Here is a 22583-nt window from a genome sequence, read left to right as displayed (position 1 = left end):
GGGCTGGGCGGGCCCGAGGCGCTGCCGGAGCCGGTGATGGCGGGGCTGACCCGGCAGTTCGGCGTCCTCGCGGGGCGGCTGGACGAGGCGGCGCTGCCGCGCCTCCCGCTGGAGTTGCTGCTGCTGCGCGGGCCCGCGCGGCGGCTGCTCAGCCTGCGGATGCCGATCCTGGCGAGCATGGCGCTCGGCCAGGCCACGGTGCGCCGCGGCACCCAGGGGCTGGTACGGCGGCGGCTCAACGCGCTGGCCCGGCCCGCCGCGCTGGCCGTCGTCCGCGAGGCGTACGAACGGGAGGGCGCGAGCGGGGCGTTCAGCACGGACCCCTGGCTGACCGGCCTCATTTGCGTCGGCACCACCCGCTCCGGGCTCGCCCCGGACATCGTGCGGGCCGCCGCCGGGTGGCTGCGGGCGGCGGCCGACGCGGACGGCGGGTGGGAGCTGATGCCGCTGGACGTCACCTGGTCGAGCTTCGCCGCCTCCGCGCTCCTGGAGGCGGGGTACGCACAGGATCCCCGGCTGCGGGCGACCCGCGCGATGTTCCACGGGCGCCAGCAGAACACCCCGTTCGCCGCCCTCGGCTGCCCGCCCGGCTACTGGGGCTTCTCCAGCGCGCACAGCTGGCCCATGGCGCTGGAGACCGCGGAGATCAGCTCGGTGCTGCTCCGCCTCCCCGGCGGCGGCGGAGACCCGCACGTACGGCGCGGCATCGACTGGCTGACCCGGACGCAGGACTCCGCGGGCTCCTGGAGCCTGGCCGTGCGGAACAGCAAGCCGGGCGGGTTCGGCCCCTGCCCGCAGATGACCGCCAAGGCGGTCCGCGCGCTGCTGGACCACGGCGCGGGCACCGGCGACCGGCGCGTGGTGAAGGCCGTGCGCTGGCTCGTCGCGCAACAGCGGGCGGACGGTTCGTACGAGGCCCTGTGGTACCGGGGACGCACGGCGGGCACGTCGGTGGTGCTGGAAACGCTGTGCCGCACGGTGGGCGCCGCGCACCCGGCGGCCGCACGGGCGGCCGCGTGGCTGCTGCGCACCCAGGCCGACGACGGCTCCTGGGACGGCGGCGCGTCCGCGGACGAGAGCGGCGGCGGGGGCACCGTCGAGGACACGGCCTGGGCGCTGTACGCGCTGCTCGCCGCGGGCCACGCCCCCGGGTCGCGGCCCGTGACGGCCGCCGCCCGCCATCTGACGGACGCCCAGCGGCCGGACGGCGGCTGGGCCGGATCGCCGGTGAACGAGTACATCCGCTTCTGCTACCGCTACGCGGACGACGTGATCGCCTCCGGGCTCGCGCTCCGCGCCCTGGCCAGGCTGCGGACGGCCACCGCGTCCCCGGGGGGTTCCGTATGAGCGAGAAGAACCCACGGTACGACGCCGTGGTGTGCGGCGCGGGCGCCGGAGGGCTCGCCTCCGCGCGCGCCCTGGGGGAGTTGGGCCTGCGCGTCCTCGTCGTCGACAAACAGCCCCACATGCGCCCGGTCGCCAAGGGCGAGGTGCTCCAGCCCGGCGCGCTGCGCGTGCTGCGCCGCTGGGGCACCGAACGGCTGCTGGAGCAGCGGGCCGGGGTGCGGCTGGGCCGCCTGGTGGTCCGGGCCCCGGCCGGGACGCCGCTGATGGCGCTGGACTACGGCCGCCTCCCCGAGGGCGACCGGTGGCTGCTCTCCCACGACCACCTGGCCATCCTGGACGCGCTGGCCGAGGGCCTCGGCCCGACCGTGGAGGTGCGCCGGGGCGTCCTGGTCGAGGAGGCCCTGCGCGACGGCTCGGGCCGCGTCACCGGCGTGGCGGTCACCGAGGGCGGACGGCGGTACGAGGTCCACGCGCCGCTGACGGTCGCCGCGGACGGCATCTCGTCCCGGCTGCGCCGCGCCGCGGGCATCGACGCACGGCGCGTGGACTACCCGCACCGCCTGGTGTCCTTCGACCTCGCGGGCGCGCCCCGCCCGGACGACTTCTCGGCGTACCTCAGCGCGCGCGGGCTGCGGCTGGTGTACGCGCTGCCCGGCGACCGGGTGCGGCTGTACGTACAGACCGCGCCCGACGAACTGCGCGGCGGCCGCGACCGGTCGGCCCTGGCCGCCTGGGCCGAGGGGGTGGTGGCGGAGGTGCCCGCGCTGGAACCCCTATCCGGGCCGCTGCTGGCCGGTCTGGACAGCAGGCAGATGCTGCCGGTGTCCCGTTTCCTCTCGCCCCGGCTGGCCGTCCCCGGGATGGCGTTCGTCGGCGAGGCCGCGTACGCCGTGCACCCGATGGCCGCGCAGGGCATGAACACCGCGATCACCTGCGCCGCCTCGCTGGCCGACCGGCTCGCCGAGCACCTCCACGGCGCCGCGCCCACCGCCGCCACCGTGGACGCCGCCCTCCGCGCCTACCAGGCGGAACGGCGCCCGATCCTCGCCCAGGCGGCCACCACCAGCGACAACGCGGCCCGCATGGTCACCGATCTGACCTGGCGCGGCCGGGTCGTGGGGCGGCGGGCGGTCCGCTTCACGGGGCGCAATCCCCGGCTGCTGCACACCGTCACGTACAACATGTCCGGCCTCGGCCCCCGGCCGATGACGTTCCTGGACCGTCTCCACCAGCTCGGCGTGCTGCCCGACCCGCGCGCCCACCGCGTCCCCCAGACCTGAGCCCAAGCCCTTCCGCTCCCCAAAGGACGGCATTCATGCAGAAACAGGAAGCAGTCGTACGCCCGGTGTCCGGCGCCCTCGGCGCGGAGATCTTCGGGATGGACCTGACGGACATCGGCGACGCCGACTTCGAGCGGATCCGCGAGCTGCTGCTGCGCTACCTGGTGATCTTCTTCCCGGACCAGTCCCACCTCACCCCGGAGGCCCACATCGCCCTCGGCAAGCGCTTCGGCGAGGTGGAGGTGCATCCGTTCCTGCCGAAGGTCGAGGGCTATCCGGAGCTGGCGCTGATCGAGTCCGACAAGGGCGGCAAGGCCGACGCGTGGCACATCGACGTCACCTTCAGCCCCAACCCGCCGGTCGCCTCGATCCTGCACCTGGTCACCTGTCCGGAGTCCGGCGGCGACACGATGTGGAGCAACCAGTACCTGGCGTACGAGACGCTGTCCGAGCCGTACCGCGAGATGCTCGACGGGCTCACCGCCGTCCACGTCCTCAAGGCGCCCGAGGTCGGCGAGCTGACGGCCGAGCACCCGGTGGTGCGGGTCCACCCGGAGACGGGGCGCCGCTCGCTGTACGTCACCCGCATGTGGTCGTCGCACATTCCGCAGCTCAGCAGGCACGAGAGCGACTCGGTCCTCCAGTTCCTCTTCGAGCACTCCGAGCAGCCCGCCTTCAACTGCCGTTACCGCTGGCAGCCCGGCGCGGTGGCCATGTGGGACAACAGGGCGACCCAGCACCTGGCCATCAACGACTACTCCGCCTACCGCAGGGGCCAGCGGGTCACCATCCTCGGCGACCACCCGACCGGCGACGCCCCGCGCTGGAAGAACTACGAGCGGCGCGGCGACGAGCGCTACTACCCGCGCCGGGTCAACGCCAAGGCGGGCTACTGACGGACGGCTCCGTTGTACGGCCCCGGGCGCGCCCGGGGCCGTACAACGGCGTGCCCTACGCCTCCAGCGCCTACGCCTCCAGCGCCCGCGCCCCCGCCGCACAGCTCTCCCGCAGCGCGGCCAGCTCCGCCGGCGGCAACGTCTCGGCGCTGCCCCGCCGCCCGCCGTCCAGCAGCACCCGTGCCCCGGCCAGCCACCCGGACAGCGGCTCGACGCCGAGGTGCGCCGCCAGGCGGGTGAGTTCGGCGTCGGGGGCGTCGAGCAGCGCCTCGTACGACAGCGGCAGCACCAGCTCCCCGGGCAGCGCATCGAGGTGCGCCAGCCCCTCGATCACCGTGTCCGACCACAGCCGCCCGAAGGCGGACAGCGGCACGGGCCGCGTCAGCAGGGGCTTGATCTCGGCGCTCTCGTCGCTCATCAACGCGGCCAGCTCGCCCGGAACGTCGCCGCCCTCCCGCATCAGCTGGATCATCCGGAAGCCGGGATGGCGGCTCATCGACAGCGCGCAGTCGGCCCCGTCCCGGTACAGATGGACGAACCGCGCCTCGGGGAACACCTCCCGCAGCCGGGGCACCAGCCGCAGCGAGAACCCGGACCGCTCCACCACGGCCCGGCTGCCGAACCGCTCGGCCAGCGCGTCGAACAGCGCCCGGTGGTGCTCCCCGACCGGCCCCCGGGGCCGCCCGCACACCACGGGCCGCAGCGCGTCGAACAGCGCGTCCGGCTCGTCGCTCAGATGCGGCAGCGTCGTCATCGCCACCGCCGGAATCCCGTCCCCGTCCGCCGAGAACCGCCCTCCGAAGCCGGGATAGGTGTGCTCCGGCAGCCCGAAGCCCTCCCGGATCAGCCGGTTGGCGAACGCGGGCGGGCTCGCCAGGATCTCCCAGAATTCCTCCCCGGTCAGCGGCCCCTCGGGCAGCGCACTCGGCTCCAGGGAGGCCATCAGCTCACTCAGGCTGAGGAGGTGGGGGTGCAGGCGCAGCACCTCCGACAGGGCGGTGGAGCCGCACCGCCCGGTTCCGACGACGAAGGTCAACGGCCGTGCTGCCATGTCTCTCCCGGAGCGTTGTGGGGGCGCCGGGGCCGTTCCGTGAAGCGGCCCCGGACTCCTGCGGCCCGTACCCACCCGGGCCGCCCGTACCCCTGCGCCCGTCGCTTACGAGGGCGATCCCCACACTGGCGGATTGAGCCGGGCGAAGCCTTCCTGCCGCTGGTAGGGGAAGTACGGGTACGGGGCCGTCCTGGCGCTCGCCGCGTCGAGCTTCGCCACCTGGGCGGGCGTGAGCGTCCAGCCGACGGCGCCGAGGTTCTGGCGGAGCTGCTCCTCGTTGCGGGCGCCGATGATGACGGAGGCGACGGTCGGCCGCCGCAGCAGCCAGTTGATGGCGATCTGCGGGACGGCCCTGCCGGTCTCCTCGGCGATCTCGTCGAGGGCGTCGACCACGCGGTACAGGTGGTCGTCGTCGACGGGCGGTCCGTAGTCGGCCGTACGGTGCAGTCGGCTGTGCTCCGGCAGCGGTGCGCCCCGCCGGACCTTGCCGGTCAGCCGCCCCCAGCCCAGCGGGCTCCAGACGAGCGCCCCAAGACCCTGGTCGAGCCCGAGGGGCATCAGCTCCCATTCGTAGTCGCGGCCGATGAGGGAGTAGTAGACCTGGTGTGCCACGTAGCGCTGGTGGCCGCGCTCGTCGGCGAGGGCGAGCGACTTCATCGCCTGCCAGCCGGAGAAGTTGGAGATGCCGGTGTAACGGACCTTTCCCGCCCGGACGAGATCGTCGAGCGTGGACAGGACCTCCTCGACGGGCGTACCGGCGTCGAAGGCGTGCAGCTGGAAGAGGTCGAGGTAGTCGGTGCCGAGCCGCCGCAGGGCGTTCTCGCACGCGGTGATCAGACGCGAACGGGACGTACCGGCATCCCCCGGTCCTTCGCCCGTCGGCAGGCCGGTCTTGGTGGACACGATCACCCGGTCCCTGCGGCCCTTGATCGCTTCGCCCAGCACCTCCTCGGAGGCGCCGTCGGAGTAGACGTCGGCGGTGTCGAACATCGTGAGCCCCGCGTCGAGGCAGATGTCCACGAGGCGCCGTGCCTCGTGCGCGTCGGTGCTGCCCCAGGCGCCGAACAGCGGCCCCCGGCCACCGAAGGTGCCCGCTCCGAAGCTCAGCACCGGGACCTGGAGTCCGGATGCGCCCAGCCGTCTGTGTTCCATGGCCACTCCTCTAACGGTTCTATGGTTCCGTTAAGCTGAACGTAGCAGAGGAAGACGGCTAACGGAACAGGAGTCCCGTTATGGTGGACGGTGACGCGGATCCGGGGACGGTCCGCCCGGGCGGACGCACGGCCAGGGTCAGGGCGGCGGTGCTGCGGGCGACCGGGGACACCCTGGCCGAGCAGGGCTTCGCCCACCTCGACCTCGCGGACATCGCCCGCCGCGCCGAGGTGGGCAAGACGACCGTCTACCGCCGCTGGGGCACCGTGACCGGCCTGGTGGCCGACCTGCTGACGGACATGGCCGAGCAGTCGCTCCCGCGCACCGAGACCGGCTCGCTGCTCGGTGACCTGACGGCCAACGCCCGGCTCGTACGGCGGACCCTGACCGATCCGCGGCAGGGCGCCCTGTTCAAGGCGGTGATCGCGGCCGCCACCTGCGACCCGAGGACGGCCGAGGCCCTGCACCGCTTCTACGAGCTGCGGATCCAGGAGTGGGCGCCCTGCGTCCAGCAGGCCATCGACCGCGGGGAAGTCCCCGAGGGCACCGATCCCCACGAGGTGATCCGGGCGGTCTCCGCGCCCCTCTACTACCGACTGCTGACCAGCGGCATCCCGTTGGACGAGGCGGCCGCGGACCGCGCCGCCGAGGCCGCCGTGGCGGCGGCGCGCGCGGGGGCGTACGCATAGGCATGCCCCCTCCGCGGAGGGGGAGGGCTCCATGGAGGGGGCATGCCGGAAGCGCCGTTCAGACGGCCGAGGTCTCCGCGGCCTCGGCCTCCTGCGCCGGGGCCTCGCGGTTCTTGATGAGGCTGGGGTTGGTCTCGGGAGCGGCCGCCACCGCGATCACGGTGACCGCGCCCATGCCGATGAGGAACAGCGCGATCGGCCAGGATGCCCCGGCCCAGGCGAGCAGCGCGGTGGCGACGATGGGGGAGAAGCCGCCGACGATCATCGAGGCCAGCTCATGCCCGAGGGCGAGTCCGCTGTAGGCGACCCGGCTCGCGAAGAGCTCGGTGAAGAACGCCGGTTGGGTGCCGATCATCGCCCCGTGGCCGATCACGACGGCCACGAAGATGGCCACGAAGATCAGCACCGGATTGCGCGAGTCGAACATCGCGAAGAACGGATAGGCCCACACGATCACCGCGACCGCGCCCCCGATGTACACGGGGCGGCGCCCGACGCGATCGGAGAGCGCCCCGAACATCGGCATCGCGAACGACTCCGCCAGCATCCCCACCACGACCGCGGCCAGCACCACCCCGTTGCCCACGCCGATCTTGGCCGCGTAGGACAGGCTGAAGGTGAGGAAGAGATAGCTGGCGCCGGTCTCGGCGACGCGTGCGCCGAAGGCGATCAGCACGGACCGGGGGTGGGTCCGGAGGACGTCGAGGATCGGCGGCGTGGACTTCCCCGTCTTCGCCCCCGTGGTCGCCTCCGCCTGCCGGAACGCGGGGGTCTCCATGATCCGCAGCCGGATCAGCAGCCCGACGGCGGTGAGCAGGATGCCGACCATGAACGGAATCCGCCATCCCCAGGCGAGGAAGGACTCGGTGCTGGTCACCCCCTGGGCCAGCGCGAAGACGGAGGCCGAGAGGACGAACCCGAGCCCAATGCCGGTCTGGCTCCAGGCCGAGTAGAAGCCGCGGCGGTGGCTCGGCGCGTGTTCGCTGACGATCAGCACGCCCCCGCCCCACTCGCCGCCGACCGCGATGCCCTGCACGATCCGCAAGGCCACCAGCAGCACCGGTGCCCACACCCCGATGGTGCTGTAGGTGGGCAGCAGGCCGATCAGGAACGTCGCGACGCCCATGATCACCAGGGTGATGACCAGCATCGACTTACGGCCGAGCCGGTCACCGAAGTGCCCGAAGATGATCCCGCCGAGCGGCCGGGCGAGGAAGCCGACCGCGTTGGTGCCGAAGGCGGCGATCGTTCCCACGAGCGGATCGAAGGTCGGGAAGAACAGGGTGTTGAACACGAGCGCGGCGGCTGTGCCGTAAAGGAAGAAGTCGTACCACTCCAATGCACTGCCGAACAAGCTTGCGATCGCTGCCTTGCGGACTTCGCGCGGGGCGCCCTTTTCGTCTGCCATGCCGACTCTCCAAGGTTGCGGATCGGCTTTGGGCGGTGATTGTTCGCCGCGGCTTCCCCGGCGGGAACGAAGGCGTTCCACTCACCGGGATGACNCGCGGCTTCCCCGGCGGGAACGAAGGCGTTCCACTCACCGGGATGACTCAGGGCCGCGTCGCGGCCACCTTGACCCCGAACCCGATCAGGACGACACCGGTCACCCGGTCCAAGGCTCGCCGCACGGCGGGCCGTTCGGCGGCTGGCCATCCCCGTTCGTCAGGGACTTCCCGTCGCAGCGCGGCGACTCTCGCGGCTCCTCATTCCCTGCGCGCCCAGGAGTACAGGAACCAGGGCCACAGGAACCAGCCGACGACCCCCGCTGCCAGCACGATGAGCGTGATCTTCCATCCCCGTGACAATCCACTTCTCCCTCTGACGGCCCGCGGCTTCCGATTCTGTGGCAGCGGCTCCGTTTGAAACAGGAGTTCCCCCCGGTAACTGCCGACATGGGCGTCATCGGCAACGAAGAAGCCCACCCCCACGGGAGCGGCGATGTGCCCGGCCGCGCGCCCGTCAGGGCCGCGTCGCGGCCACCTTGACCCCGAACCCGATCAGGACGACACCGGTCACCCGGTCCAAGGCTCGCCGCACGGCGGGCCGTTCGAAGAAGCCGCGGGCCTTGGCCAGCAGCATCACGTAGCCGGCGAGATAGACGGCGGTGATCGACGCGTGCAGCAGCACCAGGATCGCCATCCCCAGGTGGGGAGAGAGCCCGGCCGGGGCGAGCGTCGGCAGCAGACCCGTATAAAAGACGGCGATCTTGGGATTGAAGACGTTGCTGACCAGCCCCGTACGCCAGGCGTTCCCCGCCGGAGCGGCCGCTGATGCCGCCGGAGCACCGGTCGCCCGTCCACGCCGACTGCGCAGCAGCGACTGCACCCCGAGCACGATCAGATAGGCGGCCCCCGCCAGCTTCACCACCGTGTAGGCCACGGCGGACGCGGCCAGCACGGCCGCCAGCCCCACCAGCGTCAGCACACCCCACACCAGCAGCCCGGTGGTGATCCCGGCGGCCGTCCGCAAGCCGTCCCGCCAGCCGCACGAGACGGCCCGCTTCGTCACCACGGCCATGTCCGGCCCGGGAACCACGGTCAGGACGGCGAGCACACCAGCGGCGGCCAAAAACTGGACGAACATGTGTCGCATCATCGCACTGCTCTGCCGCCCCCGGGCAGGGGTCGCTGTACGGCCGCCACCAGCACCACCGTGACGCTGACCAGCAGCGCCCAGGCCCCGAACTTCTCCACCGGGACCGGCTGCCAGCCGTGCATCTGATGCGGGTAGCGCCAGGCCCCCACGTACGTGGCGATGTTTTCGGCCAGCCACAGGAAGAAGCCGATCAGCGCGAACGACAGCGCCAGCGGCATGCGGTAGCGCACGCTCCCCACGGTGAACCGCACCGACGTACCGGCGGTGACCGCCACGAGCAGCACGGCGAGGACCCAGCGGATATCGGGCAGCCAGTGGTGGCTGAAGAAGTTCACATAGACGGCCGCGGCCACCGCCGCGGTGGGCCACGGGCGATAACGCACCAGCTCCAGGTCGTGCAGCCGCCAAGCACGACACACGTAACTCCCCAACGCCGCATACAGAAACCCGCCGTACAGCGGCACCCCCGCGAACTTGAACACCGCGGGCTCCGGATAGCTCCACGACCCGAGCGAGACCTTCACCAGCTCGAAGGCCAGTCCGATCACATGGCACACGGCGATGATCGCCACATCCCGCCCGGTCTCCCAGCCACACCACCGGAACACCACCGTGAGCAGCAGCCCGTAGACCAGCAGCAGGTCATACCGAGCCACTGGCAACCGCGGCACCACCGCGGACGCCGCGACCCCGGACAACAGGGCCACGGCGAATGCGCAGCTGCGCGTCTGCAACCGAGCGAAGCGCAGCAACTGCTGAACAAGCGAAAAAGCACTGACCACGCCCCCAGGGACGCCCGGCAGCCACCACCAGGTTGCCCTTTTCAGTCAGCCGACGCGCAGCCGCATCCGCACGTAGTCGATGTCCCAGCCGCCCGGCAAACGCCTCATGCAAGGCTCCGCCCACCCCGCGCCCCAAGAAGTCGGGATGGACGTGAATCTGGAACAGCTGCCGATATACCGACGCGTCGATGTCCGCGTCCTTCGGCGCCCCCATAGCCAGGACGCCCACCATCCCGCCGCCCCCAGGGCGACCCGGTTCCGCCCCGGCCCACCCATACGCCCTCACGCTTCCCCCGTACGTAGGATTTGCACACTTTTACGCCTTACTTTCCGCTATGCCTGGTCACGCTTCTCACGGTGCCGGTCCCGTCCAGGGGCCCGTGACGAAAGGAAGACACGCATGCGTGGCAGGCTCGTCATCGCTGCCGGAGCACTGGCCATGGCCCTGACGCCAGGCGCCGCGTGGGCGGCGCACGGCAGCGGCGGCCAGGAGTCCGGTTCCTACGGTGCCGAGGCGCCCGTTCTCCAGGGAGGCCCCCGCCCCGGCGAGGGGGTGCCCGGCTACGAGCTGGTCACCCTGCCCAACGAGAACGTCCCGAACTTGCAGCGGCGCACGGTCTACTGCCCCCACGGCAAGAAGGCCCTCGGCGGCGGCGCCGAGGCACGCGGCGACACCGCGATCCTCCTCGGCAGCTTCCCCACCGACGACGGAACCGGCTGGATCGGCCTGGGCCGCCAGACCGCCACCGACAACGTGGGCATCAGCGTCTTCGTCATCTGCGCCGACGTCTGATCGCCCCGGCTCGGACGGACCCTCCGGCCGCGTATCCGCGCGTATGAATGGCCCCGATGGACGATCCCATCGGGGCCTCTCGGCGACGACGTTCCGCGTTTTCAGAACGACCTCCTCGTCCCGAACTACGGGCGGAACGGTGGCTGAAGTCTGCTGGGCTGGCCGTGCGACCGTCTGGGGCCGGTGGCTGTCTGGTGCAGTCGCGGTGGTTGCTGTGTCCGCTGCCCCGTCGATGTCAGGTTCGGATACCAGCCCGCCGCACGTGACTACCGCTTTTCCAGCGTCCACTTACCGAACGTGCGGACGGCCAGGAAGCCGGCACCTGGAACCGTGACCGTTCCGCGTATATCGCCGTGCCGAGACAGCTGCCTTGCCTCGTTCCCGTATTCGGGCGTGAAGTGGAGTTCTCCGTGCTCGGTGTCTCCCAGCCAGGCGAACGACACGCGGGCGCGATCCGCGAAGTACACGAGCGTCTCGTGTTCGCCGGACAGCACGTCCTCCAACCCAGCCAGGTCGGCGACCTCAAGCGTCCGTAGGCGCCAGCGGGAGAACCCGGTCCCTGAGGTGGGGCGTGGCTTCACACGCTGGACCTCCACACGGTTGTACTGGGCGGGCAGCAACGCCCTTAGCGCCTTGGGCCCGTAGGAATACAGCAGCTCCTCGCCGTAGGTCTTGCGGGTCGCCGACCGGTGCAACGCGAGGACCTTGAAAGAGGTGGTCAGGCCTCCCTTGAACTCCAAGAGCGCGGGACCCCGCTCGGAGCGCGGTATCTCAACCTCGCGCCCTCTCCACCCGCTCGCTTGGAACAGTGCCTTGGCAGGCATAAAACCCTCCCCGTCGCCCCGGCCGAACGATCAGCATCAGCGGCGAGAACAGTCCGGTCAAGGATCACGCACAGGCCGGGTGAGGTGGCGTCGTGTTCTCGGCTCTGGCGGGCGCACAGGGACGAGGACGCATGCCATCCGACATCCTCTCCGCTGACGCGGTTGGTCCTGCGGCCCTCTCCGACGCACAACTCGGACCGGGAAGGTGCACTTTCGTGTGCAACCCCGCACGACGCCGCTCGCCGGGCGTACCGTGACTGGAAGACCGTCTGGTGGGGGGCGCACCATGAGTGACAAGACCATCGGCGACCGCCTTGGCGAACTCCGTCGGTATCTCGATGTCACGCAAGAAGGGCTGGCCGAGCGGTCAGGGGTGCACGTCGACACGATCCGGAAGCTGGAGCAGAACATCCGGCAGTCGGCGCGCCTGTCCACGCTCCGGGCCTTGGCGAGGGCACTCGACACTGAGCTGGACCGACTGCTGGGGCAGCCCACCGTGACCACGGAACTTCCGGACGACGGCGGCCTGATCGCGCTTCGCGACGCCATCCAGGACATCAGCGTGCTGCCCGGTGTCCCCGCTGACGGCCTCGACGAGGAGCCGCCCTCCGCAGAGGTGTGGATGAATCAGGTCCGCGCAGCCACGTCGCTGTACTGGAAGGGTCGATACAGCAGGCTCGCCGGCTCGTTGCCGCTCGTCCTTCGCGATGGGCGCGCGGTCGCCCGGGAGACGACCGGTTCGCTCGTGGAACAGGTCTGGAAGCAGCTCGCGCTCGCCTATCAGCTCGCGGCCAGCCTGACCACGCAGGCCGGGCACCCCGACTGGGCATTCGAGGCGGTGGCCAAGCAACTGGACGCGGCGCAGCGGGCGTCCGATCCGCTCATGGAGGGCATGGGCGTGTCCACGCTGTCGTGGGTGCTGTTGCGGCAGGGCCGGTGGGAGGAGGCGCAGTTGGTCGCCGAGCGAAAGGCCGACGCATTGGAGCCCCCGATGCGGGGCGGCACGAGCGCGCAGTACGCGGTGTACGGGAATCTGCTCGTGGCCGCGGCCACGCCCGCCGCGCGGCGGGATCGTAAGGATGACGCCGATCAGTTCCTCAACTTCGCTGAGGCTGCGGCTGTACGGTCCGGCCCGGTGCGGGTGTACGGGACGGCGTTCTCCCCGGTCGACGTGAAGACGCAGATCGTCAACGTTGCCCTCGCTGGAAACGAGCCGGATCCGGCGAAGGCGCTGGAAGCGGCGGCGGATGTGCGTCACGAGTTGATCAGGCGGCCGGTGCACCTGGCGGCTCACCGGCTGGACGTGGCCCAGGCGCGGTACCAGACCGGCGACGACGAGGGAGCGCTGGAGACGCTGCTGGAGGTGGAAGCCGATCAGCCCGAGTGGATCCGGTATCAGGCCCTCGCGCGGGCCACTGTGCTGGAGATGCGCGAGGAGGAGCAGCGGCGCAACACCCGGCTCCGCGGACTGGCTGCCCGCCTAGGAGTTGAGCCCGCGCTCTGACTGGGACGTGATGTCCTAGCCGCTCCATGTTGCCCCAGCATCTGGTGCACTACGTCACTGGGATGTGATCGTGCACACACCTAGCGTGATCCGCACGATGGCGGCCGCTGGCCTCGTGCCCACGAGGGCACTGGCCGGTGCCGCTCCGCGCAGACCGCAGGAGAGAGCGACGTGACGACCAGATCCTTGTCGTGGACCCCGCCGAACGATGCCGACGTGGAGGCGTTACCGGTGGGCCGTTGGTGGGATGCCGTGCGTGCGACTGCCGACATCGGAAACCGCGCCTTGGACGTGCTCGGCGAGGCGTCCGGTGCCGTCATTCAGGACGACGGGTACGGCACCGTGTACTGGCTGATCGAGACCGGCAGCGCCAGGAGCTGGCATCTGCGTCAGGTACGTGTCCTCACCGCGCTGGCCGACGAAACCACCCTGCTGGGCGTGCCTCCCGCGCACTGGACCACCGGCCACCGCACCTACTGGCGAGTTCCTCTCGCTCATGATCGGTGCCTGACCGACGCCCTGCGGCTGCATAAGGCCTTGGCGCAGGCGGTCACCGACATCCTGGGGCCTACTGCGGGCGGGCGACAGCTCTGCTACCGCTGCCAGTTGGCGACCAGCGAGCCGATCCCGGTGGCGATGGGCCACGGGGGCAGCGTCGGCGGGACGACGATCTTCGCCTGCCCTGCGCATGTGTCCAGCTTCGCGGAACAGCGCGGCCCATGGACCGGAATTGCCGCCACGAACCAGTCCCACAAGCAGGGGTCGGCCTGATATAGGCGTCACCGGCAACGAAGAAACCCCCGGCGAGTGATCTCGTCGGGGGCTTCTCGGCGGTGGCTGGGGCCCGGGGTCGAACCGGCGACCTTCCGCTTTTCAGGCGGGGCGCGGCGACCTGCGGGGTCCGTTTCGCCTGGCTCAGCGGTCCGCTGCCGTCCGCTGCTGCCGTCGGCGTACGCGGCCGTTGGCGTCACGGCTGGCGTCAGACGAGGGTGCCTGTGGCCTCTCGTGATCCGCCCGCCCGCCCGGCCGCCCGCCCGGCCGGGTACGGTTGGATAGAGACTTGCGGGCAAGCCTAAAGCTCGCAAAGGGCGAGGCCCCGATGCCACAGCAATGACAGACGGGGCCTCGCTGAGTGGGAGTCATCCCGCAGTAATCGCGGTCCCGGGCGTTTGCCCGCCCGGGACCGCAGTGCTTCACAGCGTCACACGCCGATCAGCTTCGCAAGAAGTTGTCCGATTAAGTCTCCGATGGCAGCGGCTGTTGCGCTGCCCGCCATCTGGATGGAGACCTCGATCACCTGCTTGCGGATACTGCGGTCCTCCCGGTCCGGCTGAGGCTCTTCGGGCTCGTCGCCCTCTGACGCCTGGCTGCTCGTACCGGTCGGCATTTACGGCTCCTGTCCAACTTGGCCGCCGTGCTACTTCCAGGGCGACCGCCATAGCGGCGGCCGCCCAAGGCGGACGCCCTGTAAGTCGCGCGCCGGTTCGCTGGACGCATCACAGCCTATAGCGCTCGCGAGGAAGTGACAGCTACCGCATAAATGAGCATCGCCGCAGGTCAGGGCACGTATGACGCAACGTCAGTCGCGTTCATGCCAGATCAAGTGTCTGGTAGGTATTGCGAGTTGACGCCCAATCGGAAGATGTGATTTCCTCGACGCGCATGCGTGTGACGTGTGGCACAGATTGCTACCGGTGGGTTGGTAAGTCGGTGGAGCGGGTTTGGGCGGTGGCCTGCCCGGTCTGGGGTCGGGCATGGTCAGGGGGCCGTACGCTGGTTGGCACGCCCGCCGCATCGTCCTGGAAGAGACCGAGTCGAAGTCTCAGGTGCATCGCCGTCGTGCTGCCGAACTCGCCGTGAAGATCGGGGTTTTGGCCGCCTGAATGTTCGAGGGGCAGGAATCCTGCCCCTACCCCGCTCCCGGCGCTCCTACGGTCGGTCATCACCTGATCGCCGATGACGCCGGGAGACCCCGTGCAGACCCACCCCAGAACACCCAGTCCATGGACGCCGCCGCGCGGCAGCGACGTCGAGATGGTCCAGGTCGGCCCGTACTGGGACGCCCTGCGCGCCCCTGCTGAGATCGGCGAACGGGCGCTGGAGTTACTCGGCGATTCCTCCGGCGCCGTCATCGCCGATTACGGCCTCATGTACTGGCTCATCCCGTCGGGCCACGCCCAGGACTGGCAGGGCTTACAGCAGGTACAGGCCCTCGGTGCGCACGGCGCCGAAGTCACGTACGTCGGCGTGCCGCCTGCCGAATGGAGGGATGGTCCGCGCCTGCACTGGCGCATTCCGGTGGGGCCGGACTGGTACATCACCGACACGAACCGCCTCCGCGAGGCCCTGGTACTGGCGATTGCCGCTGAGCCCGCCGAGGGGACGACGGCCCGGTGAGCGTCCAGGTCTGCGCCCGCTGCCAAACGACCACCAGGCAACCGGTCGTGGTCGCGATCGAGCACTCGGCGAGCGCCGGCGCCGGCACGGCCTACGCCTGCCCCGACTGCGCGCCCACCTTCCCGAGGCAGCGAGACCCCTTCGACGCCAGCCTCCTCGCCCACCACCGCCCCGCGGAGCGCGGCCGATGAGCTGTAGGCATGCGGACCGTCATGCTCCGCCACGGCTGCCGACCACCAAGTGACGGGGCTCCGGCACGGTGCCGGGTCCCGTCGGAGACAAGCCCCGCCCCGATCGCGCGCTTGGACGGCTGGCGACCGGGACGGAAACCGTGCACCACCCCACTCAGACAGGAAGGCACATGCGTGACGTTACTGCGTTACTGGACCGGCCACAGCGGGCCGAGGTCGTAGAGACCGTCCTGCGCAACAACTTCGGCATGGACGAGGACATGGCAGGCCGGATTGTCGACGAGGCGGTGAAGTTCGTCGCGGCCGCTGCGGACACGTCCCAGACGCTCGCCCCGTCGCGGGTGGTGGATGAGGGTTGGCACGCCCTGATTCTTCACACCCGCACGTACCGCCAACTGTGCGAGCGTCTCGGCGCCTTCGTTCACCACGTCCCGGAGGCACCGGATCCTGAGCGGCGCGATCCTGAGGTGCTGACGAAGACCCAGCAGCGCATCGTGCAGGCCGGGTTCCCCGTGGACGACGCGCTGTGGCTGGCGCCGACCGACACCTCCATCCCGGTCGCGGCCAGCTGCCAGCACGGCCCCGGCGGCCCCGAGGGCAGTTGTACCGGCGACCCGGACGGCGACGGCCCGAGCGGCCCGAACTGACGAAGGACTGAGCGACCGGGCGTCGCGCCCGTACCATCGTCACAGGAGGTGGTCGTCATGAAACAATGGGTGAACCCCGAGAGGGTCGATCTCGTAGAACTCGTGGATCAGCTTCTGGCACCTACCCCGCAACCGGATGAGGCCTGCGGCTGCAAGAGACGCCGCAGCCTGCCCGCGACCGTCTTCGTGGAACCGGGCGGCAAGGTGTTCACAGTGGGGTGCAACCGGTGCGACGGTACGGGCATCGCCCCGTAGCTCAGTGACCCGAACGCGGCCCCCCGCGTCCGCACCGTGGCGCGGAGGGCCTGCGTAGGTCTCGCACCGCCCATCTGAGCCGGTTGGCCTAGGTCCGACTCCGTTGGCGTCAGTCGTAGGCGTCACCGGCAACGAAGAAGCCCCCGGCGAGGGATCTCGTCGGGGGCTTTCTCGGCGGTGCCTGGGCCCGGGATCGAACCGGCGACTTCCGCTTTTCAGGCGGGGTGCGGCGACGTCCGGCGCCCGTTTCGCCTGGCCCGGCGGTCCGCTGACGTCCGCTGCTGCCGTCGCCGTACGCGCCCGTTGGCGTCACGACTGGCTTCAGACGACCTCTTCGTCCCGAACTACCGGCGTTGGCGATTCACTCTTCACCTCGCAGCCCCATCCGGAAGCGTTTGCAAGGGAGACGGGAAGGGACCACAGTCGGGAGGGAGGGGAGGAGTGCACCATGATCGCCCTCGCCATCTTTCTTCTCGCCATCGGGACGATCTTGATCTTTATTGGAATGATCTTGACCGTTCTCGGGTCGCTTCTGATCCTTATGGGGGCAGCCTTGGTCGCCATCGGGATTTTTTTGCTCATCCGCAAAGCGAGGCGCTGACAGCAGCGCACCGGCAACGAAGAAGCCCCCGGCGAGGGATCTCGTCGGGGGCTTTCTCGGCGGTGGCTGGGGCCGGGGTCGAACCGGCGACCTTCCGCTTTTCAGGCGGACGCTCGTACCAACTGAGCTACCCAGCCGCAGCGGTCCTGACGGGATTTGAACCCGCGGCCTCCACCTTGACAGGGTGGCGAGCACTCCAAACTGCTCCACAGGACCTTGCGTGTGTACGAGCACGAGTCTCGCACAAGGCGGCGTGCGGGCCTAACGGGTTTCCGTCGGGGGGTCGCACTACCTGCGATCTTCTTGGCGGAAGTTTTGGCTTTCCGCCGCGTCGATGTCGCTGGATCAGCGTATCAGACCTCAGGCCGTGTCCTGACCGCGTCGAGGGCCGTGCGGAGGGCGGTCAGGCGGGCCGGGGAGGCGAGGCCCGCGTGGTAGAGGTGCAGCTCGTCCGCGCCGGTCGCCAGGCAGGTGGTCCACTCGGCGGCCAGGACTGAAGGGTCCGCCGGGCGGGGCGGGAGGGTCGGGAGGTAGGCGGCGAGGCGGGTGCCCGGGGCGGCCAGGGGGCGGAGGGCGGTGAGGTTGGCGGCGCCCTGGTCGGCGCTGGTCCAGGCGGAGGCGACCAGGGTGTCCACGGGCGGTGGGGCGGCGTCGTCGGCGATCGTCGCGAAGGGGCCCGTGGTCCAGGGGTCCGCGCTCGCGTGCAGGGTGACGGGGCCGGAGGCGGCGGCCAGCACCTCTCGGCGCAGCTCCGCGGTGAGGGCGGTGCGGATCGTACGCAGGGTCGAGAGTAGGGCGGGGGGTAGTGGGCCGCTCCCGTCCACGGCCTGGCGGACCTGGTGGCGGAGGCGGGACGGGTCCAGGTCGGCGGCCTCGTAGCGGTCCAGGCAGGCGCCGCAGAAGCACCACGACAGCAGCCGGTCCACGGAAGCGTCCCAGTCCGCGCCGTCCGTCTTCTCGTGGTGGCCGCCGTGCCCCAGCCCGAGGGGGCCGCACGCCTCCAGGACCAGGCCGTCCGGCGCGCCCAGCGTCACGACCTCACGCACCAGCGTGGTGCAGTACGCCCTGACCTCGGCGGACGCGGGGCACAGGGCGTACGGGTACGGGTCGCCGAAGGCGTTGCGTACGGCGAGGTCGGGGTGGGCGCGGCCGAGGCGGGTGTTGTGGGTGAGGACCGTCCAGGCGTGGACCGGGAGGCCCGCGGCGCGCAGCGCGTCGCGGGCCTCCCCGAAGGAGTCGGGGGTCGGCATCCAGGCCGGGGCGCCCGGGGTCAGGCGGGACCCGGTCCACGCCGCGTCCCGCACCGGGAGGTACAGCGCGGCGTGGGGCGCGTCGACCACCCGGTGCGCGGGATGGAACGGGGTGGCGGCCCGTACGGAGTGGTACGCGGCGGCCAGGGCCACCGCGTCCACGCCCAGGGCCGCGATCCGCTCGGCGGCGGCCGGGTCGCCGACCACGTCCCAGGGGTACAGATACGCGGTCGCCGTCACCATCGGGGGAGGCCCGCCTCGAAGTCCGGGTTCACCCGCCGCATGTACCCCGTGTCGTCGCGCTTGCGCAGTCCGCAGGTCAGGTAGTTCTCGTGCAGCCGGGCGAGGACGTCCTCGTCCAGTTCGACGCCGAGGCCCGGGCCGGTGGGGACCGGGATCGCGCCGTCCACGAAGGTGAGTGCGCCCGGGCGCACCACGTCGTCCTGGGCGCTCCACGGGTAGTGGGTGTCGCACGCGTACGTCAGGTTGGGGGTCGCGGCGGCGAGGTGGGTCATGGCGGCGAGGCTGATGCCCAGGTGGGAGTTGGAGTGCATGGACATGCCGAGGCCGAAGGTGTCGCAGAGGGTGCCGAGGTGGCGGGTGCGGGTGAGCCCGCCCCAGTAGTGGTGGTCGCCGAGGACGACCTGCACCGCGCCCTGCGCGACGGCCGGGGGGATGTGGTCGAAGGCGACGACGCACATGTTGGTGGCCAGCGGGAGCGGCGACGCGGCGGCGACCCGCGCCATGCCGGGGATGCCGCCGGTCGGGTCCTCCAGGTATTCGAGGACGCCGTCCAGGGCGCGGGCGACCTCCAGCGAGGTCTCGTGCGTCCAGGCGGTGTTCGGGTCGAGCCGCAGCGGATGGTCGGGGAACGCCTCGCGCAGGGCGTGGATGGCGGCGATCTCCTGGTCGGGCGGGAAGACGCCGCCCTTGAGCTTGATCGAGCCGAAGCCATAGAGGTCGATCATGCGGCGGGCCTGCGCCACGACGCCCTCGGGGTCGAGCGCCGCGCCCCACTCGTCGGGTTCGGCGTCCGGATGCCCGGCCCACTTGTAGAAGAGGTACGCGCTGTACGGGACGGAGTCCCGGACCGCACCGCCGAGCAGATCGCTCACCGGACGGTCCGCCAGCTTGCCCTGGACGTCCAGGCAGGCGACCTCGACGGCGGCGTGCACCCGGCCGAGGTCGAAGGAGGAGATGGCCCCGCCCGCGTGGTCGAAGAGGGTCGCCGCCTTCTCGTACAGCTCGCCCAGCGCGTACACGCTCAGGCCCGTCAGATGGGGGCGCAGCGCCGCCAGCCGTTCCAGGTGGAGGGTGTCGCCGAACGTCTCGCCGAGGCCCGTCACCCCGTCCTCCGTCACCAGCTGCACGATGCTGCGCAGCGCCCAGGGCTCGTGGACGCCGTCCGCGTTGAGCAGGGGCGGGTCGCGGAAGGCGATCGGGGTGATCACCAGGTCCTTGATGCGCATACGTGTGGTCACACCAGTCCTAGTCCGGAGTCGATGATCTTTTGAAGTTCGGCGAGGTGGTCCTCGCTCGGGTCCACCAGCGGCGGTCGTACCCCGCCGACGTCCAGCCCACGCAGCCGCACCGCCGCCTTGATCAGTGAGATGGCGTAGCCGGGCACCGTGTCCCGCAGGGCGACCAGGGGCTGGAAGAACTCGGCCAGCAGCCGTTCCGCCGTCGCGGTGTCGCCGGAGCCGACCGCCCGGTGGAAGGCGAGGGAGACCTCGGGGGCGAAGCAGAACACCGCGGAGGAGTAGAGGTCCACGCCGACGGCCCGGTAGGCGGGCACGGTCATCTCGGCGGTGGGCATGCCGTTGAAGAACTGGAAGTCCCCGCCGACCGTGGAGCGCACGGTGAGGACGATGCGCTGCATCAGGTCGAGGTCGCCGGTGCCGTCCTTGAAGCCGGTCACGCCGGGGAGGGCGGCGATGCGGGCGGCGGTCTCCGGGGTGAAGACGGCGTTGCCGCGCTGGTAGACGATCAGGGGCAGCCGGGTGGCGGCGGTGACCTGTTCGACGTAGCGGACCAGGCCCTCGGGCGGGAAGGTGACCAGGTACGGGGGGAGCAGCAGCAGCCCGTCCGCACCGGCCCGCTCGGCGGCGCGCGCGAACCGGGCGGCCAGCGCGACCGGCCCGCCCGCGCCCGCGTAGACGGGGACGCGACCGCCGGTGACCTCGACGGCGATGCGGACGACGCGTTCGTACTCGCCGGGCTCCAGGCTGTGGAACTCACCGGTGCCGCAGGCGACGAACACCCCGCCGGGCCCGGCGGCGACGCCCTGCTCGATGTGGGTGGCGAGGGTCTTCTCGTCGACGGTGCCGTCCGCGGCGAAGGGCGTGACGGGGAAGAAGAGCACTCCGGTGAGTCTCATGCGGGACCTCAGCAGTGTGGGGGAGGGGAAGACAGATAGCGGATTGCGGATGACAGCTGGCGGATGACGGATAGCGGATGACGGATTGCGGATGACAGCTGACAAACAGTGATAAATGTCAGCGCGTTGACGGATTCCGTCAGCCAGCGGCCGTCAGCCCTTCAGCGCTCCGGCCGTCATGCCGCGGATCAGCGACCGCTGGAGCAGCAGATAGACGATCAGGCTCGGGATGAGCGCGAGCAGCGAACCGGCCAGCACCAGCCCCGGCCCGATCGTGTCGCTGCGCATCGTGGAGAGGGCGACGGACAGGGTGTAGTCCGACGGGTCGTTGGCGACGATCAGCGGCAGCAGGTACTGGTCCCAGATCATGATGAAGCCGAAGACGGTGATCACGCCGAGGGCCGGGCGGCACAGCGGCAGCACGACCTGGGCGAAGATGCGCCACTCCCCGGCGCCGTCGATCTTGGCGGCCTCCTCCAGCTCCGTGGGCAGCTCCTTCATGAACTCGGTCATCACGAAGATCGAGAATCCCCAGGCGCCGAGCGGAAGGATCATGCCGAGCAGGGTGCCCTTGAGGCTCAGATGGACGACCGGGAGGTCGCCGAGGACGAGCGAGAGCGGGATCGCGATGACTTCCTCGGGCAGCATCATCGTCGTCAGGAAGAGCAGCGACAGGATGGCCCGCCCCCGGAACCGCTTGCGGGCGAGGGCGTACGCGGCGAAGACGCTGACGCTGACCTGGAGCAGCAGCGCGCCGCCCGCGACGATCAGCGAGTTGGCGAGGTAGTGCCAGACGTCCCGTTCGCCCGCGACCTTGAAGTTCTCCATCGTCGGGGAGTTGGGGATGACGGACAGCTTCGTGGGGTCCGGGTTGTTGTCGAACGCGCCGGAGAACAGCACGATCAGCGGCCCGGCGAACACGGCGAGCGCGAGCAGACACAGCAGGGCCCGGAGGGCCATGCTCAGCAGGTGGTTGCGGCCGGTGCGCCAGCCGAGCGCGGTCTCGACGCTCTGCGAGACGCCGACGCCGGGGCGCCTCCGCTGAGATGAAACGGAGAGGGTCATGGCCGGGCCTCCTTCCGTCGCTGGTACCACTGCATCGCGACCGTCAGGCACACCGTGACCAGGAACAGCAGCGTGGCGGCGGCGGAGGCGACGCCGATCTCGTTGCGGGTGAATCCGAGCTGGTAGATCCGGGTCATCCAGACGTCGGTGGATCCGGCGGGTCCGCCTCCGGTGAGGACGTAGACCTCGGTGAAGGTGCGGAAGCCGCGGATGGCGGCGAGGGTGAGCAGGATCGTGACGACGGGGCGCAGCGCGGGCAGGGTGATGTGGCGCAGCCGCTGCCAGGTGTTCGCGCCGTCGAGGGCGGCCGCCTCGTACAGCCCGCGGTCGACCTGGGTGAGCCCGGCGAGGACGATCACCATGTTGTAGGGGCCGCCGGTCCAGATGGCGACCGCCATGACGGACCACAGGGCGGAGCCGGTGTGGTCCAGGTAGTGCAGCGGGCCGATGCCGAGGAAGCCGAGGACGGTGTTGAGGAAGCCGGCACTGGTCGGGTAGTAGAGCAGCCGCCAGATCTCGCCGACGACGGCGGTGGCGGTGACGACCGGCAGGAAGACGGCGGAGCGCATGAACCACAGGGAGCGCGCCGGGCCTTCGAGGAGCAGCGCCAGGACGAAGCCGACGATGACGGAGCCGATGGTTCCGCCGACCGCCAGCACCACGGTGTGGCCCAGCGCGGCCTGGAACTGCGGATCGTCGAAGACCGACCGGTAGTTGGCGAGGCCCACCCACAGATTGCCGAGGAACGGCCGGACGTCGTAGAAGCTCAGCTCGACGCCCTTGGCCATGGGCAGGTACTTGAAGACGACGAAGAGGAGCAGGGCGGGGGCCACGAACAGCCAGGGGACCCACGACGGGGCGGTGAAGCGGCGGCCGCCGCGCGGGCG

Annotated in this window: 22 protein-coding genes, 2 tRNA genes and 1 pseudogene; 10 read left to right on the top strand and 15 right to left on the bottom strand. The window is 70.8% G+C overall.

The features are described 5' to 3' along the window. The 3 genes from EEJ42_RS10640 to EEJ42_RS10630 form a co-directional block, all read left to right on the top strand. Positions 1 to 1347 (top strand): prenyltransferase/squalene oxidase repeat-containing protein (locus EEJ42_RS10640; protein ID WP_123099713.1); only part of this gene is annotated, 1347 nt, incomplete at its 5' end. Further along, a complete protein-coding gene (locus EEJ42_RS10635; RefSeq protein ID WP_123099712.1) occupies positions 1344 to 2627 on the top strand; it encodes an FAD-dependent oxidoreductase in 1284 nt (427 codons plus the stop codon). The genes EEJ42_RS10640 and EEJ42_RS10635, both read left to right, overlap by 4 nt. A gap of 35 nt (positions 2628 to 2662) precedes the next feature. Next, a complete protein-coding gene (locus EEJ42_RS10630) occupies positions 2663 to 3523 on the top strand; it encodes a TauD/TfdA dioxygenase family protein (RefSeq protein WP_123099711.1) in 861 nt (286 codons plus the stop codon). 70 nt (positions 3524 to 3593) lie between these two features. Here the strand turns inward: EEJ42_RS10630 and EEJ42_RS10625 are convergent, their stop codons facing one another. Then, complete coding sequence (locus tag EEJ42_RS10625) at positions 3594 to 4574, bottom strand: sulfotransferase family protein (RefSeq protein WP_123099710.1); 981 nt, start codon at positions 4572 to 4574, stop codon at positions 3594 to 3596. Between the two features lie 105 nt (positions 4575 to 4679). After that, complete coding sequence (locus EEJ42_RS10620) at positions 4680 to 5726, bottom strand: aldo/keto reductase (RefSeq protein WP_123099709.1); 1047 nt, start codon at positions 5724 to 5726, stop codon at positions 4680 to 4682. Between the two features lie 80 nt (positions 5727 to 5806). Here EEJ42_RS10620 and EEJ42_RS10615 point away from each other — a divergent pair, with 80 nt between their 5' ends. Beyond that, positions 5807 to 6415: a TetR/AcrR family transcriptional regulator gene (locus EEJ42_RS10615; protein ID WP_184503025.1), complete on the top strand. Its 609-nt coding sequence runs from the start codon at positions 5807 to 5809 to the stop codon at positions 6413 to 6415. Between the two features lie 58 nt (positions 6416 to 6473). Here EEJ42_RS10615 and EEJ42_RS10610 read toward each other — a convergent pair whose 3' ends face one another. The 4 genes and pseudogenes from EEJ42_RS10610 to EEJ42_RS10595 all read right to left on the bottom strand — a co-directional run bounded on the left by EEJ42_RS10610 (position 6474) and on the right by EEJ42_RS10595 (position 9813). After that, positions 6474 to 7823 (bottom strand): MFS transporter, encoded by a 1350-nt coding sequence (locus tag EEJ42_RS10610; protein WP_123099708.1) that lies wholly within the window; start codon positions 7821 to 7823, stop codon positions 6474 to 6476. A gap of 142 nt (positions 7824 to 7965) precedes the next feature. Continuing rightward, positions 7966 to 8055, bottom strand: a pseudogene (locus EEJ42_RS52665) (LysE family translocator); the annotation flags it as partial. A 319-nt stretch (positions 8056 to 8374) separates the two neighbouring features. Then, positions 8375 to 8998: a LysE family translocator gene (locus tag EEJ42_RS10600; RefSeq protein WP_123099707.1), complete on the bottom strand. Its 624-nt coding sequence runs from the start codon at positions 8996 to 8998 to the stop codon at positions 8375 to 8377. 8 nt (positions 8999 to 9006) lie between these two features. Then, entirely contained in the window at positions 9007 to 9813 is an 807-nt protein-coding gene (locus tag EEJ42_RS10595; protein WP_425472872.1) for a DUF817 domain-containing protein, read from the bottom strand. Positions 9814 to 10192: 379 nt separating this feature from the next. Between EEJ42_RS10595 and EEJ42_RS10590 the strand changes: the two genes are divergently transcribed. Beyond that, positions 10193 to 10585 (top strand): hypothetical protein, encoded by a 393-nt coding sequence (locus tag EEJ42_RS10590; protein ID WP_123099705.1) that lies wholly within the window; start codon positions 10193 to 10195, stop codon positions 10583 to 10585. A 266-nt stretch (positions 10586 to 10851) separates the two neighbouring features. On the opposite strand, the gene EEJ42_RS10585 is transcribed toward EEJ42_RS10590, so the two are convergent. Beyond that, a complete protein-coding gene (locus EEJ42_RS10585) occupies positions 10852 to 11409 on the bottom strand; it encodes a hypothetical protein (protein ID WP_123099704.1) in 558 nt (185 codons plus the stop codon). Between the two features lie 286 nt (positions 11410 to 11695). Here EEJ42_RS10585 and EEJ42_RS10580 point away from each other — a divergent pair, with 286 nt between their 5' ends. Next, the gene (locus tag EEJ42_RS10580; protein ID WP_123099703.1) at positions 11696 to 12913 is read left to right on the top strand and encodes a helix-turn-helix domain-containing protein; all 1218 of its coding nucleotides are present in this window, start codon (positions 11696 to 11698) and stop codon (positions 12911 to 12913) included. 171 nt (positions 12914 to 13084) lie between these two features. Then, entirely contained in the window at positions 13085 to 13684 is a 600-nt protein-coding gene (locus EEJ42_RS10575) for a hypothetical protein (protein ID WP_123099702.1), read from the top strand. Between the two features lie 430 nt (positions 13685 to 14114). On the opposite strand, the gene EEJ42_RS10570 is transcribed toward EEJ42_RS10575, so the two are convergent. Continuing rightward, positions 14115 to 14300, bottom strand: coding sequence for a hypothetical protein (locus tag EEJ42_RS10570; RefSeq protein ID WP_123099701.1), 186 nt, complete (start codon positions 14298 to 14300; stop codon positions 14115 to 14117). Positions 14301 to 14887: 587 nt separating this feature from the next. Between EEJ42_RS10570 and EEJ42_RS10565 the strand changes: the two genes are divergently transcribed. From EEJ42_RS10565 to EEJ42_RS50760, 3 genes are all read left to right on the top strand, one after another. After that, a complete protein-coding gene (locus EEJ42_RS10565) occupies positions 14888 to 15310 on the top strand; it encodes a hypothetical protein (protein WP_342778272.1) in 423 nt (140 codons plus the stop codon). 361 nt (positions 15311 to 15671) lie between these two features. Continuing rightward, positions 15672 to 16148 (top strand): glycine-rich domain-containing protein, encoded by a 477-nt coding sequence (locus tag EEJ42_RS10555; RefSeq protein WP_123099698.1) that lies wholly within the window; start codon positions 15672 to 15674, stop codon positions 16146 to 16148. A 703-nt stretch (positions 16149 to 16851) separates the two neighbouring features. Next, positions 16852 to 17004, top strand: coding sequence for a hypothetical protein (locus EEJ42_RS50760; protein WP_184503023.1), 153 nt, complete (start codon positions 16852 to 16854; stop codon positions 17002 to 17004). A 63-nt stretch (positions 17005 to 17067) separates the two neighbouring features. On the opposite strand, the gene EEJ42_RS10545 is transcribed toward EEJ42_RS50760, so the two are convergent. The 7 genes from EEJ42_RS10545 to EEJ42_RS10515 all read right to left on the bottom strand — a co-directional run. Next, positions 17068 to 17141 (bottom strand) — tRNA-Phe (locus EEJ42_RS10545). Positions 17142 to 17145: 4 nt separating this feature from the next. Next, positions 17146 to 17220: transfer RNA gene (locus EEJ42_RS10540), tRNA-Asp, on the bottom strand. 137 nt (positions 17221 to 17357) lie between these two features. Further along, the gene (locus EEJ42_RS10535) at positions 17358 to 18497 is read right to left on the bottom strand and encodes a hypothetical protein (RefSeq protein ID WP_221179351.1); all 1140 of its coding nucleotides are present in this window, start codon (positions 18495 to 18497) and stop codon (positions 17358 to 17360) included. Further along, positions 18491 to 19723 carry a glucarate dehydratase family protein gene (locus EEJ42_RS10530; protein ID WP_184503026.1) on the bottom strand — a complete coding sequence of 411 codons (1233 nt, stop codon included), beginning with the start codon at positions 19721 to 19723 and terminating at the stop codon, positions 18491 to 18493. Before EEJ42_RS10530 ends, EEJ42_RS10535 begins: the two co-directional genes overlap by 7 nt. 8 nt (positions 19724 to 19731) lie before the next feature. Continuing rightward, entirely contained in the window at positions 19732 to 20631 is a 900-nt protein-coding gene (locus EEJ42_RS10525) for a 5-dehydro-4-deoxyglucarate dehydratase (RefSeq protein ID WP_123099695.1), read from the bottom strand. A 153-nt stretch (positions 20632 to 20784) separates the two neighbouring features. Further along, a complete protein-coding gene (locus EEJ42_RS10520) occupies positions 20785 to 21696 on the bottom strand; it encodes a carbohydrate ABC transporter permease (protein WP_123099694.1) in 912 nt (303 codons plus the stop codon). Next, on the bottom strand, positions 21693 to 22583 hold an 891-nt coding region (locus EEJ42_RS10515), incomplete at its 5' end, for a carbohydrate ABC transporter permease (RefSeq protein WP_148081915.1). The genes EEJ42_RS10520 and EEJ42_RS10515, both read right to left, overlap by 4 nt.

It is taken from the genome of Streptomyces botrytidirepellens (genome assembly GCF_003721215.1).
GTDB lineage: Bacteria > Actinomycetota > Actinomycetes > Streptomycetales > Streptomycetaceae > Streptomyces > Streptomyces himastatinicus.
Note: the sequence above shows the minus strand (reverse complement) of the source record. Positions and strands in the feature narration are given on the sequence as shown.

Excerpts from the sequence above, each read along its gene's own strand:
- EEJ42_RS10635 (WP_123099712.1), top strand. The coding sequence starts at position 1,344 with ATGAGCGAGAAGAACCCACGGTACGACGCCGTGGTGTGCGGCGCGGGC.
- EEJ42_RS10630 (WP_123099711.1), top strand. The coding sequence starts at position 2,663 with ATGCAGAAACAGGAAGCAGTCGTACGCCCGGTGTCCGGCGCCCTCGGC.
- EEJ42_RS10625 (WP_123099710.1), bottom strand. The coding sequence starts at position 4,574 with ATGGCAGCACGGCCGTTGACCTTCGTCGTCGGAACCGGGCGGTGCGGC.
- EEJ42_RS10620 (WP_123099709.1), bottom strand. The coding sequence starts at position 5,726 with ATGGAACACAGACGGCTGGGCGCATCCGGACTCCAGGTCCCGGTGCTG.
- EEJ42_RS10615 (WP_184503025.1), top strand. The coding sequence starts at position 5,807 with ATGGTGGACGGTGACGCGGATCCGGGGACGGTCCGCCCGGGCGGACGC.
- EEJ42_RS10610 (WP_123099708.1), bottom strand. The coding sequence starts at position 7,823 with ATGGCAGACGAAAAGGGCGCCCCGCGCGAAGTCCGCAAGGCAGCGATC.
- EEJ42_RS10600 (WP_123099707.1), bottom strand. The coding sequence starts at position 8,998 with ATGTTCGTCCAGTTTTTGGCCGCCGCTGGTGTGCTCGCCGTCCTGACC.
- EEJ42_RS10590 (WP_123099705.1), top strand. The coding sequence starts at position 10,193 with ATGCGTGGCAGGCTCGTCATCGCTGCCGGAGCACTGGCCATGGCCCTG.
- EEJ42_RS10585 (WP_123099704.1), bottom strand. The coding sequence starts at position 11,409 with ATGCCTGCCAAGGCACTGTTCCAAGCGAGCGGGTGGAGAGGGCGCGAG.
- EEJ42_RS10580 (WP_123099703.1), top strand. The coding sequence starts at position 11,696 with ATGAGTGACAAGACCATCGGCGACCGCCTTGGCGAACTCCGTCGGTAT.
- EEJ42_RS10570 (WP_123099701.1), bottom strand. The coding sequence starts at position 14,300 with ATGCCGACCGGTACGAGCAGCCAGGCGTCAGAGGGCGACGAGCCCGAA.
- EEJ42_RS10555 (WP_123099698.1), top strand. The coding sequence starts at position 15,672 with ATGCGTGACGTTACTGCGTTACTGGACCGGCCACAGCGGGCCGAGGTC.
- EEJ42_RS50760 (WP_184503023.1), top strand. The coding sequence starts at position 16,852 with ATGATCGCCCTCGCCATCTTTCTTCTCGCCATCGGGACGATCTTGATC.
- EEJ42_RS10535 (WP_221179351.1), bottom strand. The coding sequence starts at position 18,497 with ATGGTGACGGCGACCGCGTATCTGTACCCCTGGGACGTGGTCGGCGAC.
- EEJ42_RS10530 (WP_184503026.1), bottom strand. The coding sequence starts at position 19,723 with ATGCGCATCAAGGACCTGGTGATCACCCCGATCGCCTTCCGCGACCCG.
- EEJ42_RS10525 (WP_123099695.1), bottom strand. The coding sequence starts at position 20,631 with ATGAGACTCACCGGAGTGCTCTTCTTCCCCGTCACGCCCTTCGCCGCG.
- EEJ42_RS10520 (WP_123099694.1), bottom strand. The coding sequence starts at position 21,696 with ATGACCCTCTCCGTTTCATCTCAGCGGAGGCGCCCCGGCGTCGGCGTC.